Annotated in this window: 14 protein-coding genes; 5 read left to right on the top strand and 9 right to left on the bottom strand. The window is 60.1% G+C overall.

Translation table 11 applies throughout. From position 1 onward, the window contains the following. Positions 1-14: 14 nt before the first annotated feature. On the bottom strand, positions 15-1667 hold the full coding sequence (locus tag GOW93_RS05700; protein ID WP_170382159.1) for a DUF6504 family protein: 1653 nt from the start codon (positions 1665-1667) through the stop codon (positions 15-17). 61 nt (positions 1668-1728) lie between these two features. Continuing rightward, the gene (locus GOW93_RS05695; protein WP_170382158.1) at positions 1729-2019 is read right to left on the bottom strand and encodes an I78 family peptidase inhibitor; all 291 of its coding nucleotides are present in this window, start codon (positions 2017-2019) and stop codon (positions 1729-1731) included. A 129-nt stretch (positions 2020-2148) separates the two neighbouring features. On the opposite strand from GOW93_RS05695, the gene GOW93_RS05690 reads away from it, so the two are divergent. Next, the gene (locus GOW93_RS05690; RefSeq protein WP_170382157.1) at positions 2149-3261 is read left to right on the top strand and encodes an S-(hydroxymethyl)glutathione dehydrogenase/class III alcohol dehydrogenase; all 1113 of its coding nucleotides are present in this window, start codon (positions 2149-2151) and stop codon (positions 3259-3261) included. A 52-nt stretch (positions 3262-3313) separates the two neighbouring features. Here the strand turns inward: GOW93_RS05690 and GOW93_RS05685 are convergent, their stop codons facing one another. From GOW93_RS05685 to GOW93_RS05675, 3 genes are all read right to left on the bottom strand, one after another. Then, positions 3314-4252, bottom strand: coding sequence for a DMT family transporter (locus tag GOW93_RS05685; protein ID WP_170382156.1), 939 nt, complete (start codon positions 4250-4252; stop codon positions 3314-3316). Between the two features lie 134 nt (positions 4253-4386). Further along, on the bottom strand, positions 4387-4800 hold the full coding sequence (locus tag GOW93_RS05680; RefSeq protein ID WP_170382155.1) for a group III truncated hemoglobin: 414 nt from the start codon (positions 4798-4800) through the stop codon (positions 4387-4389). Between the two features lie 48 nt (positions 4801-4848). Next, on the bottom strand, positions 4849-7767 hold the full coding sequence (locus GOW93_RS05675; protein ID WP_170382154.1) for an error-prone DNA polymerase: 2919 nt from the start codon (positions 7765-7767) through the stop codon (positions 4849-4851). 111 nt (positions 7768-7878) lie between these two features. Between GOW93_RS05675 and GOW93_RS05670 the strand changes: the two genes are divergently transcribed. After that, positions 7879-8343: a DUF1203 domain-containing protein gene (locus GOW93_RS05670; RefSeq protein ID WP_170382153.1), complete on the top strand. Its 465-nt coding sequence runs from the start codon at positions 7879-7881 to the stop codon at positions 8341-8343. Here GOW93_RS05670 and GOW93_RS05665 read toward each other — a convergent pair. After that, positions 8340-9329, bottom strand: coding sequence for an ABC transporter ATP-binding protein (locus GOW93_RS05665; protein WP_170382519.1), 990 nt, complete (start codon positions 9327-9329; stop codon positions 8340-8342). The genes GOW93_RS05670 and GOW93_RS05665 overlap by 4 nt on opposite strands. Before the next feature lie 87 nt (positions 9330-9416). Between GOW93_RS05665 and GOW93_RS05660 the strand changes: the two genes are divergently transcribed. Together GOW93_RS05660 and polA are read left to right on the top strand one after the other, a co-directional pair. Next, a complete protein-coding gene (locus GOW93_RS05660) occupies positions 9417-9596 on the top strand; it encodes a zinc-finger domain-containing protein (protein ID WP_170382152.1) in 180 nt (59 codons plus the stop codon). 125 nt (positions 9597-9721) lie between these two features. Continuing rightward, a complete protein-coding gene (polA, locus tag GOW93_RS05655; protein ID WP_170382151.1) occupies positions 9722-12523 on the top strand; it encodes a DNA polymerase I in 2802 nt (933 codons plus the stop codon). A gap of 45 nt (positions 12524-12568) precedes the next feature. Here polA and GOW93_RS05650 read toward each other — a convergent pair whose 3' ends face one another. Continuing rightward, positions 12569-12799, bottom strand: coding sequence for a DUF2798 domain-containing protein (locus tag GOW93_RS05650; protein ID WP_170382150.1), 231 nt, complete (start codon positions 12797-12799; stop codon positions 12569-12571). Between the two features lie 62 nt (positions 12800-12861). Continuing rightward, positions 12862-13617 carry a hydroxypyruvate isomerase family protein gene (locus GOW93_RS05645; RefSeq protein ID WP_170382149.1) on the bottom strand — a complete coding sequence of 252 codons (756 nt, stop codon included), beginning with the start codon at positions 13615-13617 and terminating at the stop codon, positions 12862-12864. Between the two features lie 175 nt (positions 13618-13792). Between GOW93_RS05645 and GOW93_RS05640 the strand changes: the two genes are divergently transcribed. Continuing rightward, entirely contained in the window at positions 13793-14737 is a 945-nt protein-coding gene (locus tag GOW93_RS05640; protein ID WP_254443472.1) for a DMT family transporter, read from the top strand. Here the strand turns inward: GOW93_RS05640 and GOW93_RS05635 are convergent. Then, a complete protein-coding gene (locus GOW93_RS05635; protein ID WP_170382148.1) occupies positions 14734-15312 on the bottom strand; it encodes a DUF1285 domain-containing protein in 579 nt (192 codons plus the stop codon). The two genes, GOW93_RS05640 and GOW93_RS05635, sit on opposite strands and share 4 nt — an antisense overlap. Between the last annotated feature and the right edge of the window lie 42 nt (positions 15313-15354).

The raw sequence follows: 15354 nt of genomic DNA, 5'->3' as shown, positions 1-15354 counted from the left end.
CCTAAAGGCTCAATTCAGCCAAATTGCCCCTGACAAAACCAGCCCGCCGACATGGTGCCACCATGGCCGTAGAACAGCCACAGCCGTTCCCCCTGTTCGGTCACCACCACCCAGTAATCGCGCACGCCGCTGCGCCAGTTGGGGTCGTCCAGCCACCATTCCGGGGCGATGCGTTCGGGGCCGGTGGCCTGCGCCAGCTGCCAGTCGCGCCCGCGCCAGCGAAAGGCGCTGGGTACATCCGGGGTTTCCGGGGCTATCACCGGTTCGGGCTGCCACATCTGCAGGGGGCGCGGGCGCGGCGGGGCGGGCCAGTCACGGGCCGGTTCCGACCAGGCCGCCGCCAGTATCTGCGCGGTTTTCTCGGGGATATGTGATGCCGCCGGGTGTAGCCTTGTAATCGCCTCCAGCCCCACCCGGGCACCCAGCTTGCCGATCAGATCGTCCACGCCTGTATTGCCCTCCAACCGCTCGCGGCCAACGCGGCGGGCCTCGGCATGGCCAGCCATCGTGCGGGCGTGGATAGGTTCGGTCTGGGTCGCCTCAAGCCGCAGCATGTCGATGCCATAGCCGGCATCGATCTGGTTGATTTTCATCTCTAACAAAGGCCGAATACGGTGTTTGTCATAAGTCGGGCGGGCCAACCCGACCTCAATGATCTCGGCGGCCTGATCGGCGCGATGCGCCTCGAGCCGCAGGGTGCGGACGCCGCGGCCTTTCTCTTCCAGTTTGGCGCAGAGCGTCGGCAGAATCCGGTCGATCGCGGCCATCACATCTTCGATCAGGCCGATCGGGTTGGGCAGGGTCATCCGCACCGCAAAGTGATGCGGCGGGCGGGCGGGTGAGACCGGCTCGGGCGCGCTGCCCATCGCCTGATCCAGCCGTAGCACCAGCCCCCGCCCGAAGCGCCGTGCCAGAGAGGCACGCGGTTGGCCTAGCAGATCGCCGATCCGGCGCAGACCCAGCCGGTTCAGCTGCGCCACCACCTGATCCTCCAGCCGCAGCGCCGCAATGGGCAGGGGGCTGAGTGCGCCATAAGACTGCCCCGGCGCTGCAATCCGTGCGCCGCCGCCCAAGGCCATCACCTGCGGCGCGGCGCCACCTTTGGTCCAGTGCCGCCGCTTGGTGGCGCGGGCACGGGTGGCGCGAGCCTCTTGGCTGATGGCGTCGCCGTTGCGATCCGATGTGGCCTCTTGCCCGGCATAGCGCGCCAGTGCCCAGGCCGCGCCCAGCGTGTCGGCAATGCCCATCTGCACGCTCAACCCCATATCGGCGCAGTCGGTCTCAAGCACGCTCAACAAGGCCTCTTCCCCGCCGAACAGATGCGCGCAGCCCGACAGGTCGACGATCAAACCATCGGGGACTTCTTCGGCCACCCACGGGCTGAACTTCCCCGCCCAGCGGCGCAAAGCGGTCAGGAACGCGGCCTCGGCCGGGGCGTTGCGGGGGCGCGTTACCAGCGCCGCACACATGGCATGGGCGTCACGCACCGGTTGACCGACGCGCAAACCGGCAGCGTGGGCCTCGGTATTCAGAGAGGTGATGACCTGCATGTTCGACTGTTCGGCCACCACGGCCAAAGGTCCATCCTGCAGGCCCCGCGCAGCGCGGACCAGCCGTTCAGCCCCCAGACGGGGGAACCACAGTGAGAGTATTCGGCGTTTGGGCATCGGCAGACATCAAAATGTTCCCATTTTGTTCTTACCGTAGAATCATGCCCTGAGTCCACGCTTACCCGCAGGTCAGGCGCTGAATGATCCCGGCGTCATCGACGTAAACGTTCAGCCGGTCGATGCGGTAATCCTGCGTGGCAATATCGTCCGGCCCGAGAACCCGTGACCGCTCGGGCAGCGCAGCCTGAATGGCCGACACCGGCTGACCGATGGAATCGGCAAACGGATCGCCAAGGCAAACGGCCAGATCAACCGGTGCCGCTTCGGGCGCAAGACGGGTATCATCGGGCGTGGGCGGCGTCTCGGCACAGGCGGTCAGCAGGATCAAAACTGGGATAAAACGGCGCATTGGCGTTCCTCTTTGCGGCAATGTCGTTTCTGCAATATCAAATCATTAGCCAATCTGTCACCAAAGCGCAGTTGAAAATACCCTGCGTTTGACGCAGGGTCAGGTCAAAGAAGACAGGGAGACAAAGATATGCGTACCCGTGCCGCCGTCGCCATTCAGGCGGGCAAACCTTTGGAAGTGATGGATGTGAACCTCGAAGGCCCTAAGGCGGGCGAGGTTCTGGTGGAAATCAAAGCCACCGGTATCTGCCACACCGATGAATTCACCCTGTCGGGTGCAGATCCCGAGGGCTTGTTTCCCGCGATTCTGGGCCATGAAGGTGCAGGCGTCGTAGTTGAGGTCGGCCCGGGCGTAACCAGCCTGAAGCCCGGCGATCACGTGATCCCGCTTTACACTCCGGAATGCCGTGAGTGTGAGTACTGTCTGCATCCCAAAACCAACCTGTGTCAGGCGATCCGCTCAACGCAGGGTCAGGGTCTGATGCCTGACGGGACCTCTCGCTTTTCGACGCTGGATGGAGATCCGATCCTGCATTACATGGGCTGCTCGACCTTTTCGAACCACACGGTTCTGCCGGAAATCGCGCTGGCCAAAGTGCGTGAGGACGCACCGTTCGACAAGATCTGTTACATCGGCTGCGGTGTCACAACCGGCATCGGTGCGGTGATCAACACCGCCAAGGTGGAAATCGGCAGCCGTGCCATCGTGTTCGGTCTGGGTGGCATCGGCCTGAACGTGATCCAGGGCCTGCGTTTGGCCGGGGCCGATCAGATCGTTGGTGTCGACCTGAACCCGTCCAAAGTAGAAATGGCCACCAAGTTCGGCATGACCGACTTCGTGAACCCCAAAGAGGTCGAAGGCGACCTGGTCCCCTATCTGGTCAACCTGACCAAGGGCGGTGCGGACTATACCTTTGACGCCACCGGCAATGTCGGCGTGATGCGCGACGCGCTGGAATCGGCGCATAAGGGCTGGGGTGAATCGATCATCATCGGTGTTGCGCCTGCGGGGGCCGAGATTTCGACCCGTCCGTTCCAGCTGGTCACCGGCCGGTCGTGGCGCGGCACCGCCTTTGGCGGCGCGCGGGGGCGGACCGACGTGCCCAAGATCGTTGACTGGTACATGGACGGCAAAATCGAGATCGACCCGATGATCACCCACACCATGGGCTTGGACGACATCAACCATGGTTTCAACCTGATGCATAAGGGCGAAAGCATCCGTTCGGTTGTCGTCTACTAAGGCTCTAAACCGAAGATTTTCGAGGGCGGCGCGCTGTATGGCGCGCCGTTTCTTATTTCCCAGGCCGTGTAGCGCCGGTGTCCGATCGCGGAGACCGGACTCGCAGAACCGGAGTATTGACCGACGAAGTATTGGCCCGGCTCTCGCGCCAGACAACAAACACACCGGATGCGATAATGATACTGGCCCCGACCGCAACCCAGATATCAGGCGTTTCGCCAAAGAATATCATTCCGAACAACGTGGCCCAGATAATTTGGCTGTACTGGCTGGGGGCGACCACCCCGGCGGGGGCTGCGCGATAGGCCAGGATGATCAGATGCTGGGCGATGACCGAAAACACGCCCACCAGCGCCATCATCGCCAGATGCAGTAGTGACGGCGGTTGGTAGACGGCGGGTTGCAGCAGGCTCATTACCACGATGGCCAGCAACATCGGGTACAGGATCAGCACGGCCGAGCGTTCTTCATTCCCGATCTTGCGGACCAGAACAGACGCAAAGGCGCTGCAAAACGCTGCCGTCAGGGCGGCAAGGTGGCCCAGCGTGATATCCGTTGCTCCGGGGCGCAGAACGATCAGAACGCCGATCAGGCCAACGCCAACGGCTGCCCATCGCTGAGCGCGGACGACTTCACCCAAAATTGGGATCGACAGGACCGTGACGATCAGCGGGAAAGAAAACAGCAGTGAATAGACCTCGGCCAGCGGCAGCACCGAGAAAGCGTAGAAGGCGCAGACCATGGCCAAAACCATCAGCGCCGAGCGTAGCAGCACCAACCACGGGTGATGCGGCAGGAAGTTCCCGGTGGTTCGATCAGTCAGGATCGTCACCGCCATTGGTACAAAGGAAAACAGCGTGGCGAAAAAGATGATCTGCATCACCGAATAGGTGCCGCCCAGCACTTTAATCAGCGCGTCATGGCTGGCAAAGACGGCAAAACCCGCAAACGCATAGCCAAGGCCCCGGAGGGTGGTGTTCTGAGTGCTCATGGATCGGCCTCGGGTGATGTGTCGGTGTGAAGGGGCAGCGCACAGGGGCTGTCTTGCCTCTGAGTAAACCGATTTGGCCAGCCCGCATAGCCCCTATTTTACCGCTAACATTGCAAAGCCGCTATGTTGTGGGGTCAACTCAGGATCGGCGGTGCATTCTTTGGCTGGCGCGCCGATTGAACACCGGCCTTCATCCCCGCGCCGATGCGACGAGCCAATGCGACCCACGGCGTGGCGGTTTCAGGTGGTAGCGTTTGGGTGGCGACTTCTTCGAACAGGTCCAGCCAATGGGCGAACATCTCAGGTTTCACGTCGGGCCGTTCGATATGCACGCGCTGCGGGTTACCATCATAGCTGCGTTCAAACAGGATTGCGTTGCGCCAGAAGGCGGCGATCTTCTCCTCATGCGCAGGCCAGTTGGTGACATGATTGTTGAAGACCGGTCCCAGCACCGTGTCCTCGCGCACCCGGGCGTAAAAGGCGCGGACCTGTACGTTGATCTGATCGGGTGTCGCCGGGAAGCGCGGCGGCAGGGTGGGTCTGGTCATGAAGGCACCGATTTCGACTCTGTTTTGGGCTAATATCCGGTTGTGGCGTCAGGCGACAGGCGTGGTTTTGTCGCGCGGCTCGGGCGTCAGAAGATGCCGCAGTAAGGCCACCGGATGCGCCTTGAGGCTGAGGCGGGTGGCCACGTAATCCTCGACCACCTGCTCGCCCAGCGTCATCTGCGGCAGATAGGCTTCGGGCTCATCCAGCGCCTCACCCTCCAGATCCTGCGAGAACAGCGGCAGCGGTTTCGCGGTCGCAATCGCCTTGGCCTGCCACAACGCCTCGCGCCGGGTCAGGTCGCAGGCGGCGAAAGCATCGGCCTCGGCCAGTCGTTCGATCACCGACGGTCCCAACCCGGCACGACGCCAGACATCGTCGACCTGATGGTAGCCATTGCCGCGCGCGGCGGTCAGCCAGCTGGCATCTTCCTCGCTGAAGCCTTTGATCTGGCGGAACCCCAGCCGCAAGGCCAACCCGCCATGGCCGTCGGGTTCCATCACATTGTCCCAGAAGCTGGCATTGATGCAGACCGGGCGCACCTGAACGCCATGTTCTCGCGCGTCGCGCACGATCTGGGCAGGGGCATAGAACCCCATCGGCTGCGAGTTCAGCAGCGCGCAGGCGAAGATGCCCGGATGGTGGCATTTGATCCAGGCCGAGGCATAGACCAGCAGCGCAAAGCTGGCCGCGTGGCTTTCGGGGAAACCGTATGAGCCGAAGCCTTCGATCTGTGAAAAACAGCGCTCGGCAAAGTTGCCCTCATATCCGTTGCGCTTCATACCGCGTAAGAAAAGCGCGCGGAATTCGCTGACATTGCCGTGTTTCTTGAACGTCGCCAGAGACCGGCGCAGCCGGTCGGCCTGTTCCGGGGTGAAACCTGCGCCGACAATGGCGATCTGCATGGCCTGTTCCTGAAACAGGGGTACGCCCAGCGTTTTTCCCAATACCTCACCCAGCGCGTCCGAGGGGAAGCTGACCTCCTCCTCTCCGTTCCGGCGGCGGATATAGGGGTGGACCATGTCGCCCTGAATGGGACCGGGTCGGATAATGGCGACCTCAATCACCAGATCATAGAAATTGCGTGGCCGCATCCGGGGCAGAAAGTTCATCTGTGCACGTGATTCCACCTGGAACACGCCGATACTGTCCGCCTTACACAGCATGTCATAGACCGTTGGGTCCTCGGGCGGCAGGGTCGCCAGTGTATAAGCGGTCTGGTGGTGCTGGCCGATCAGATCGAACGCCTTGCGGATGCAGGTGAGCATCCCGAGGCTGAGGACATCGACCTTCAGAATGCCCAACGAGTCGATATCGTCTTTGTCCCAGCAGATGACCGTGCGTTCCTCCATGGTGGCGTTTTCGATGGGGACAAGTTCGTCCAGCCGCCCCTCGGTGATGATGAAGCCACCGACATGCTGCGAGAGGTGGCGGGGGAAACCGTTGATCTCATAAACCAGCATTAGGGTCTGTTTCAGGCGTCGATCCTCGGGGTCGAGACCAATCTCGCGCATACGTTCCGCTTCAAGACCGGTAGCTGAGAAGAACCCCCAAAGCTGCGATGACAGCGCCGAGATGGTGTCTTCGGTCAGGCCCATGGCGCGGCCGACCTCGCGGATGGCGCGCTTGCCGCGATAGTGGATGACAGTGGCGCAGAGACCCGCGCGGTGGCGGCCATAGCGCTCGTAGATGTGCTGGATCACCTCTTCACGCCGTTCATGTTCGAAATCGACGTCGATGTCAGGTGGCTCGTCGCGCGCCTCGGAGACAAAGCGTTCGAAGACCATTGTGCCCATCTCGGGGCTGACCTCGGTGATACCGAGGCAGAAACAGACCACCGAATTGGCTGCCGAGCCACGCCCCTGACAGAGAATACCGCGCGACCGGGCGAAATGGACGATATCGCGGACCGTCAGGAAATAGGGTTCGTATTTCAGCTTGCCGATCAGGGTGAGTTCATGGGCCAGCATTTTTTTGGCCTTCTCGGACGCACCAGCCGGATAGCGCCATTTCAACCCCTCATGCGCCAGACGGTGCAGGCGTTCGGTCGGGGTTTCCTGCTCGCTGCCCTCGCTGGGATATTCATAACGCAGCTCGTCGAGTGAAAATCTGAGGTCTTCGCTGAGCGCGTGGGCGCGGGCAACGGCGCCCTCATGCCCCTTGAAGATACGCAGCATTTCGGATTCCGAACGCAGGCGTTGTTCGCCATTGGCCAGCGCCTCGCGGCCTAGATCATCGACCTTGCGGCGCAGGCGGATGGCGGTCAGCACATCCGCCAGCTTGCGGCGGGTGCCGTGATGCATCATTGGCGCGGCGCTGGCGAGGGTGGGGATGTCGAGTTGCTTGGATTCAGTCTCTAATAATAAGAAATACGTACCATCTGTGCCATCATATCGAGGGTGCATCAACAGATGCATCTGCCCGCCAAAGCGGCGCGTCAGCTGTTGCGCCTGTGTCCGCCACGCGCTCGCGCCGCCCTTTGACCGGTCTGCCTGTGGCCAGAGCAGCAGGTGGAGGCCGTCGGAAAACTCCAGCAGGTCGGATAGGTGTAGGATGCAGTCGCCTTTCTCGGCGCGCAGGCGGCCGTTGGACAGGATGCGGCACAGGTTCCCCCAGCCCTGTCGGTTCAGGGGCAGGGCGGTGACGGTGGGCGCATCGGTAAAGATCAGCCGCGCTGCCGGGATCAGGCGCGGCACCGCGTGGATCGGGTATGAAGGCGGTTTGGGGATGTGATCGGGGCAGGGCGGACCGATCGATGTGTTCTGTGCCTCCCACTCTAGCCGTTCGCGCACTTTGCGGGCGATCTCGCGCCCTTGGGTATGGGCGCGCACGATCCCGGCGACCGAATTGTCATCGGCAACCGCGATGGCGGGCAGACCGAGGGTGACGGCACGCTCCATGTACTCCTCGGGGTGCGAGGCCCCGGTGAGAAAGGTGAAGTTCGACGTGATCGACAGCTCGGCATACATGGCGATTCCCTATTATATTCACGTTTTGTTCTTTTTCGAGTCCTTTGCGCAGGAAACGGGTCGCTTGGAATTGAGGCGATGGGCAAGGTCAGCAGAAAAAGGAGACCCGATATGTTCAAGATCACCGCGCTGCCAACCGCAGACGTGCGCGCCCTTCAGTCCGGAGGGCCGGATGCCTATGGTGCTGCGCCCGAGCGTGCCGTTGCATCGGGCGAAGGTAATCCCTGCCGCCATTGCTTGCGGAATATCCCCCAGGGGCAGGAAATGCTGATATTGGCCTATCGACCTTTTTTAGAGACACATCCTTATGCAGAAACCGGTCCGATCTTTCTGTGCGCCAAACCGTGTGAACGCTACGACGGGGACGCATTGCCCGAGATACTGACCGCCTCGCCCGATTATCTGATCAAAGGTTACGGAAAGGATGACCGGATCGTCTATGGCACCGGATCCATCACGCCCACGGACCAGATTGACGCGAAAGTCAGGGATATCTTTGCCCGTCCGGAAGTGACCTATATCCATGTCCGGTCAGCCCGGAACAATTGCTATCAGGCGCGAATCGATCGCGCCTAGAGCTTGACCCGGTGCATCCCCCGGCGCGGCTGGTCCTGATCCTCGGCGGGTTCATCCGCGCGAGACGACGTCAGGGCGAGGAAGACATCTTCGAGATCGGCTTCCTCGGTTCGAACGTCGCGAATGCGAATACCCGCGGCGCGGACGGATTCCAGCACCTGCTCGGCGCTGGTCTCGGCGCTGTGATATTGCAGCACCAGATTGCCATCGTCGCGCAGGGTGGTCTCGACGCCGTCCGTTGTCGGCAGATTAACAACCGGGCTGTCGGGCGAGATGACCATCGTCCGGCTGTCCATGCGGCCCAGCAGGTTCGCGGTGCTGTCCTGCGCTATCTTTTCGCCGTGGTTGATGATGGCGATTTCGTCGCACATCTCCTGCGCTTCTTCCAGATAATGGGTGGTCAGGATGATGGTCATGCCCTGTTCATTCAGCTTGCGCACATTGGCCCAGAGCATCTGGCGCAGTTCGATATCCACGCCTGCCGTGGGTTCGTCCAACACCAGAATCTTTGGGTGATGGACCAGCGCCTTGGCCAGAAGCAACCGCCGCCGCATCCCGCCGGACAGGGTGCGGGCATAGGCCTCGGCCTTGTCGCTGAGACCAACCAGTTCGAGTATCTGATCGCTGCGGCGCTGCGCCTTTGGCACGCCGTAAAGGCCGGCCTGCACCTCCAACGCGCCGCGTGGGGTGAAGAATGGATCGAGGTTCAGTTCCTGCGGCATCACACCTATCGCTGCGCGGGACTGGCGTGGGTTCTGGTCCTGATCGAACCCCCAGATCGACACGTTGCCCGCCGATTTTACTACCAAACCGGCCAGAATGTTGATCAGGGTTGATTTCCCGGCTCCGTTCGGCCCCAACAGGCCAAAGACCGAACCGCGCGGAACGCTGAGGTCAATTCCTTTCAGCGCGTGCTTTTCGGGCTGGCCCTTGCTGCCCCGGTAGGTCTTGCGAAGCCCTTCGATCCTGATTGCCGCATCGCTCATGTGACCCTTGCCCCCGGTTTGCTCATCGCTCATAAACGCACCTAATACATGCCCACGAGGCCGACAACCGAAGAAGGATCGCCAGCCGTGACAATCGAAGCGCCGGAAACCAAGATCGTGGAAACCACCCGTGTTGCCTGTGATGGCGGTGAAGGCGCATTGGGCCATCCGCGTGTTTGGCTTCAGATTCCCGAGGATGCCGGCTGGGTCGAGTGCCCCTATTGCGACTGCAAATACGTGCTGGCAGGGCGTGAGGCCGAAGCCTGAGTGCGTTGTCCGCACGGGGCATTGAGTATTTTTGAAAAGATGAAGTTTGAGGCTGTGGTGCGGGTGGTTCTACTGTCGCGCTCGTGGCAATAGTGTTGTCGGATCGGATCGGGAGAGGGCGCAAGATGACCACGAATTTCGGAAAAGGATGCCATCTGCATCTGATCGACGGATCAGCCTTTATCTTTCGGGCCTACCACGCCCTTCCGCCTCTGACGCGAAAATCAGATGGGTTGCCGATCGGAGCCGTTTCCGGATTCTGCAATATGTTGCAGAAATATGTCGAAGGAAATGCCGGGCCGGACGCACCGACCCATGTGGCTGTGATCTTCGACAAGGGGTCACATACGTTCCGCAACGATCTTTACGATCTCTACAAAGCCAACCGTGAGGCTATGCCCGAGGACTTGCGTCCGCAGATGCCGCTGACGCGCGAGGCGACGAAAGCCTTCAACATCGCTTGCAAAGAGCTTGAGGGCTATGAGGCCGACGACATCATTGCCACTCTCGCTGTGCAGGCGCGTGATGCGGGTGGGCGCGTCACCATCGTTAGCTCGGATAAAGACCTGATGCAGCTGGTCGGCGGCGGCGTAGAAATGCTGGATGCGATGAAGAACAAGCGCATCGACCGCGATGGCGTGTTCGAGAAATTCGGCGTGGGGCCGGAACGAGTGGTCGATGTTCAGGCCTTGGCCGGAGATTCGGTGGATAACGTGCCGGGCGCGCCGGGGATTGGCGTGAAAACGGCGGCGCTATTGATCAACGAATACGGCGATCTTGAAACGCTTCTGGATCGTGCGGAGGAAATCAAGCAGCCCAAGCGCCGTCAAACCCTGCTGGAGAAGCGCGACCAGATCGAGCTGTCGAAAAAGCTGGTGCAGTTAGACGAAAACACACCGCTGGATTTCACGCTGGATGATCTGGAGGTGAAGGACCCGGATGCCGAGACCCTGTTGGGGTTCCTGGCTGAGATGGAGTTCCGCACCCTGACCAAACGGATCGCTGACAAGTTGGGCGCCGAAGCCCCGGTGATCGCCGATGCCCCTGCGCCGGCTGCCGAGGTGGAAGAGGCCGAGGCCTTGCCGTTTGATGCGTCCAAATACGAATGTGTACGGGACGCAGGGGTGCTGCAGAAATGGATCGATCAGGCCTATGAACGGGGTTGGGTGGCCGTTGATACGGAAACCACCGGGCTGAACGAAATGATCGCCGATTTGGTTGGCATTTCCTTGTGTGTGGAAGTCGGTGAGGCCTGCTACATCCCGCTGACACACCGCGAGGGAGCGGCGGATGATCTGTTCGGTTCGGATGCTCTGGCCGAGGGTCAGATGTCGCTGGATGAGGCTCTAACCCTGCTGAAACCGATGCTTGAGGACCCGTCGATCCTGAAAATCGGGCAGAACATGAAATACGACGCCAAGATATTTAAGCGTTACGGCGTCGACGTGGCCCCGATCGATGACACGATGCTGATGTCCTATGCCATGCATGGGGGCGAGCATGGGCACGGTATGGATACGCTGTCCGAACGCTACCTGAGCCACACGCCGATCCCGATCAAGCCGCTGCTGGGCTCGGGCAAGTCGGCGATCACCTTCGACAAAGTACCAATTGACGAGGCCACCGCCTATGCCGCGGAGGATGCCGACATCACGCTGCGCCTGTGGAAGCTGTTCAAGCCGCAGCTGCATCAGGTGCAGGTGACCACGGTTTATGAGACGTTGGAACGTCCGCTGGTCCCGGTTCTGGCCGAGATGGAGATGCATGGCATCAAGGTTGACCGCGATGTGCTAAGCCGCATGTCGAACGCGTTTGCGCAAAAAATGGCCGGATTAGAGGCTGAAATTCATGAACTGGCGGGTGAGAACTTCAATGTTGGCTCGCCTGCTCAGCTGGGTGAGATCCTGTTCGACAAGATGGGCCTTGAAGGCGGCAAGAAGGGTAAAACCGGGAAGTATTCCACAGGTGCCGACATCCTTGAGGACCTGGCAACCGAGCACGAACTACCGCGTCGGGTGCTGGACTGGCGGCAGCTGTCCAAGTTGAAATCGACCTATACGGACGCGCTGCAGACCCATATCAACCCGGATACTGGCCGGGTGCATACGTCTTATTCGATCACCGGAGCCAATACGGGTCGTCTGGCTTCGACCGATCCGAACCTACAGAACATTCCCGTGCGGACTGAAGAAGGCCGCCGTATTCGTGAGGCGTTTATTGCCGAGCCAGGGAATGTGCTGGTCAGCCTCGACTATAGCCAGATCGAGTTGCGCATTCTGGCGCATATCGCTGATATTTCGGCTCTGAAACAGGCATTTTCGGATGGTTTGGACATTCACGCCATGACGGCATCCGAGATGTTTGATGTGCCGCTGGACGAAATGACACCGGACATCCGCCGACAGGCCAAAGCGATCAACTTTGGTGTAATTTATGGTATTTCGGGCTTTGGTCTGGCACGCAACCTGCGTATTCCACGGGCCGAGGCGCAAGGATTCATCGACCGGTATTTTGAACGGTTTCCGGGTATTCGCCGCTATATGGACGACACCGTCGCGTTTGCCAAAGAGCATGGCTATGTCCAAACTCTGTTCGGACGCAAGATCCATACGCCTGAAATCAACGCCAAGGGTCCGCATGCCGGGTTCTCGCGCCGGGCAGCGATCAATGCACCGATTCAGGGCACTGCAGCGGATGTGATCCGGCGCGCGATGGTGCGGATGCCGGATGCGATCAACGGGTTGCCCGCAAAGATGCTGCTGCAAGTTCATGACGAATTGCTGTTCGAAGTGGCCGAAAACTCGGTGGACCAGGTGATCAACGTGGCGCGCGACGTGATGGAAGGCGCCTCGGACCCGGCAGTGAAACTGGATGTGAAGCTGAGCGTGGATGCCGGGCAGGGGGCCAATTGGGCCGAGGCGCATTAAGCAAGGCGCTGTTCATCAGGCCCGGCGGGCCCTCTTTGCAGCGGGTCAGTCCTGTGGACTGACCATGCGATTGACCAACCGTTGCACAGAAGGGCCAAGTAACAGGATTACCGTGAATGCGATGGGCCAGCAAAAGGCCCAAGATGCCAGCCAGTCTCCGACCGTGCTGGGGCTGAACCCGATGGCCTTTACCGTCGCGATGCCGGTCACGATGCAGGACATGAGGCCCGACATGATCAGGCTGAATATGGCGCGTGCATAGCGGGAAGGGATCATATTGGGCTTCCTAGTGGTCGAGATATCCTTGATGTGCCGTATTTTCAGTTGAATTTCCAGTGCTATACCCGCATCCAGTCAAGGCTGTCGGGTGTTCGTGGCGTCGACGGCGTGTATTCGGCACTGACCCAACCGGCATAGCCTGTGGCGTCGATGGCCGAGAACAGAGTCTGGAAATCCGTCGGCCCGTTTCCCGGTTCCGTTCGGTCAGGCGCGGCGCCGATTTGAGCATGAACAATTCGCGGGTGAAAGCGATCCCAGACGGCTTGTGCATCCCCGTGGATCAAATGGGCGTGGAAACTGTCATATTGCAATCCGACATTTGGGCGGTTTACGCGGTCGAGCACCCGCGCCGCGAGATCGTAATCATTCAGGAAGTAGCCGGGTTGCGATAACGGGTTGAGCGGTTCGATTGTAAACTGCTGTTGTGGAGCAAAATCGGCAGCCCACTGCAGGTTATGCACGAAACGATCCTGCGCTTCGGAACCGGTGGCGTAACCTGACATGATGTGGATCAGACCCGGTCGCAGGACTTCGGCATAGCGCAGGACGCGGCGGATATCGGATTGGAAACGCGATTCTCCTCCGGGAACGACGGCATAGCCGGGTTCTCCGCCCGTGTAATTCGGCGGTGGCGCGTTGATCAGCACCAGCTCCAGCCCGTTGGCCAGCAGGGCGCGGCGGGTTTCCTTGGCGGCCAATTCATAGGGAAAAAGAATCTCGACCGCTTTGAACCCGGCCTCTGCCGCCGCCTGGAAACGCTCAAGATACGGCAGCTCGGCAAAGAGCAGTGAGATATTGGCGGCGAATTTGGGCATGCGTGGTCTCGGGCAGTTGTCGGCCGGACCATAACGGTGCAGCGTTTTTTGGGGAAGGGGACCAAAAACGACAGATTGTCGAAAATCGACCAGATCGCCCGATGTGAATCAGAGACGTTTGTAGAAACGCGGCGAATCATTCTTGCGCGCCGTGCCTACAGAAGGTTTGATCACAATGGCGATGAGCCCTGACCCCGCGCGCGGGAACGCTCTTTCGATGTCTGCAGGCGGGAATTCGGCCTTGTCCGGAAACGGTTTGGCTGTGGCGTCGATGCTCACATGGGCGGCAGGATTTCCCGCGGCCGAGGTGCTCTTGCAGACCTGGCCTCCCGTGGCGTTGTTCGCGGCACGGCTTGCTCTGGCGGTGGCGGTGATGGTTCCTATCTGGCTGTTGATCGACGGGCCGCGCAGGGTGCTGAATGCCCGATGGATGCGCGCGATGGTGGTTGGCGGCTTTGGGATCGGTCTGGGCATGATCCTATTGATCGTGGCGCAGAAGGTGACCGATCCGGTGACAGTGGCGATCATCGCATCTTGTGCGCCGCTGACGGCGACTTTGTTGGAGTTGACTGCGGGCACGCGACGGTTGAGCAGGAATTTCGCTTTAGGTGTGCTGGTGTCGATTGTCGGTGGGTTGATTGCAACAAGTGCAGTGGCACCGGCGCAATTGGGCCTTGGTGCTGCTCTTGCAATTGCATCGACCGGCCTGTTCTGCTGGGCCAGCATGGCAACAGCGCGGGATTTTCCTGAATTGAGCCAGACTGGCCGAGCCACGATTACCTTTATCGGAGGTTTGGTCATGGCCTCGGTTCTGCTGTCCGGAGCGGCGCTATTTGGAATGGATTTCATGCCCTCAACCGCTTTTGACATGCAACAAGCCGGGATGTTGGTGATTTATGCACTCATATCAATGGGGCTGAGCCAGGTGTTTTTCATTGCTTCTGTCGGAAGGCTGGGTGTTGCCCTGTCCTCATTCCACATCAACATCGCACCGTTCTACGTGATGGTGATCATGATGATACTGGGTGAGGAGTGGAACAGCACCCGTGCGCTGGGCGCGGGTATCGTCGCGCTGGCCGTCGTTCTGGCACAGGATCGCCGGGCATCTCGCCGGGTTTAGTCCGGTAGATCGCCTGATCGGATCAGCGGAAAAAACTGCCCGCTGGACCAGACTCCGAACCAGTCGTCCTTGTGTTCGGCGATGTCCACGAGGCGGTAGAAGCTTTTGCGGTCGATCCGTGCCTCGAGGTTTGCGCGTATCAATATGTAGGGTGATGGTTCTTCTGTGTCCGGATCGGTGACAATTCGGATCGGATGGTCTGACCCGGCCGTCGCCACATCGCCAACATGGGTGGTAAAGGACAGGGTTTGGGTCGTCCCTTCGCCTTCCAAGTCGAAATCGACCGCAATGAACGGTGCATCCTCGACGGTGATTCCCACCTTTTCGACCGGTGTCACAAGGAAGTACTTCCCGTCTTCTTTCTTAAGAATTGAGGAAAAAAGCTTCACAAGCTCGAACCGGTTGATGGGCGACCCTAAATAACTCCATGTGCCATCTTTTGCGATCCGGATGTCCAGATCGCCGCAAAACGGAGGATTCCAAAGGTGAACGGGAGGCAAACCCTTGGTTTTGGTCGCTTTGACTGATGCAGCCAAGCCATCAGGCGAAGGTGTCACAGGTTTTTGTCCGCTCATTGCTTTTGCCATTTCCTCTCAGCGCGATACACTTCAATCATA

The organism is Ruegeria atlantica (assembly GCF_013032455.1).
Taxonomy (GTDB): domain Bacteria; phylum Pseudomonadota; class Alphaproteobacteria; order Rhodobacterales; family Rhodobacteraceae; genus Ruegeria; species Ruegeria atlantica_B.
Note: the sequence above shows the minus strand (reverse complement) of the source record. Positions and strands in the feature narration are given on the sequence as shown.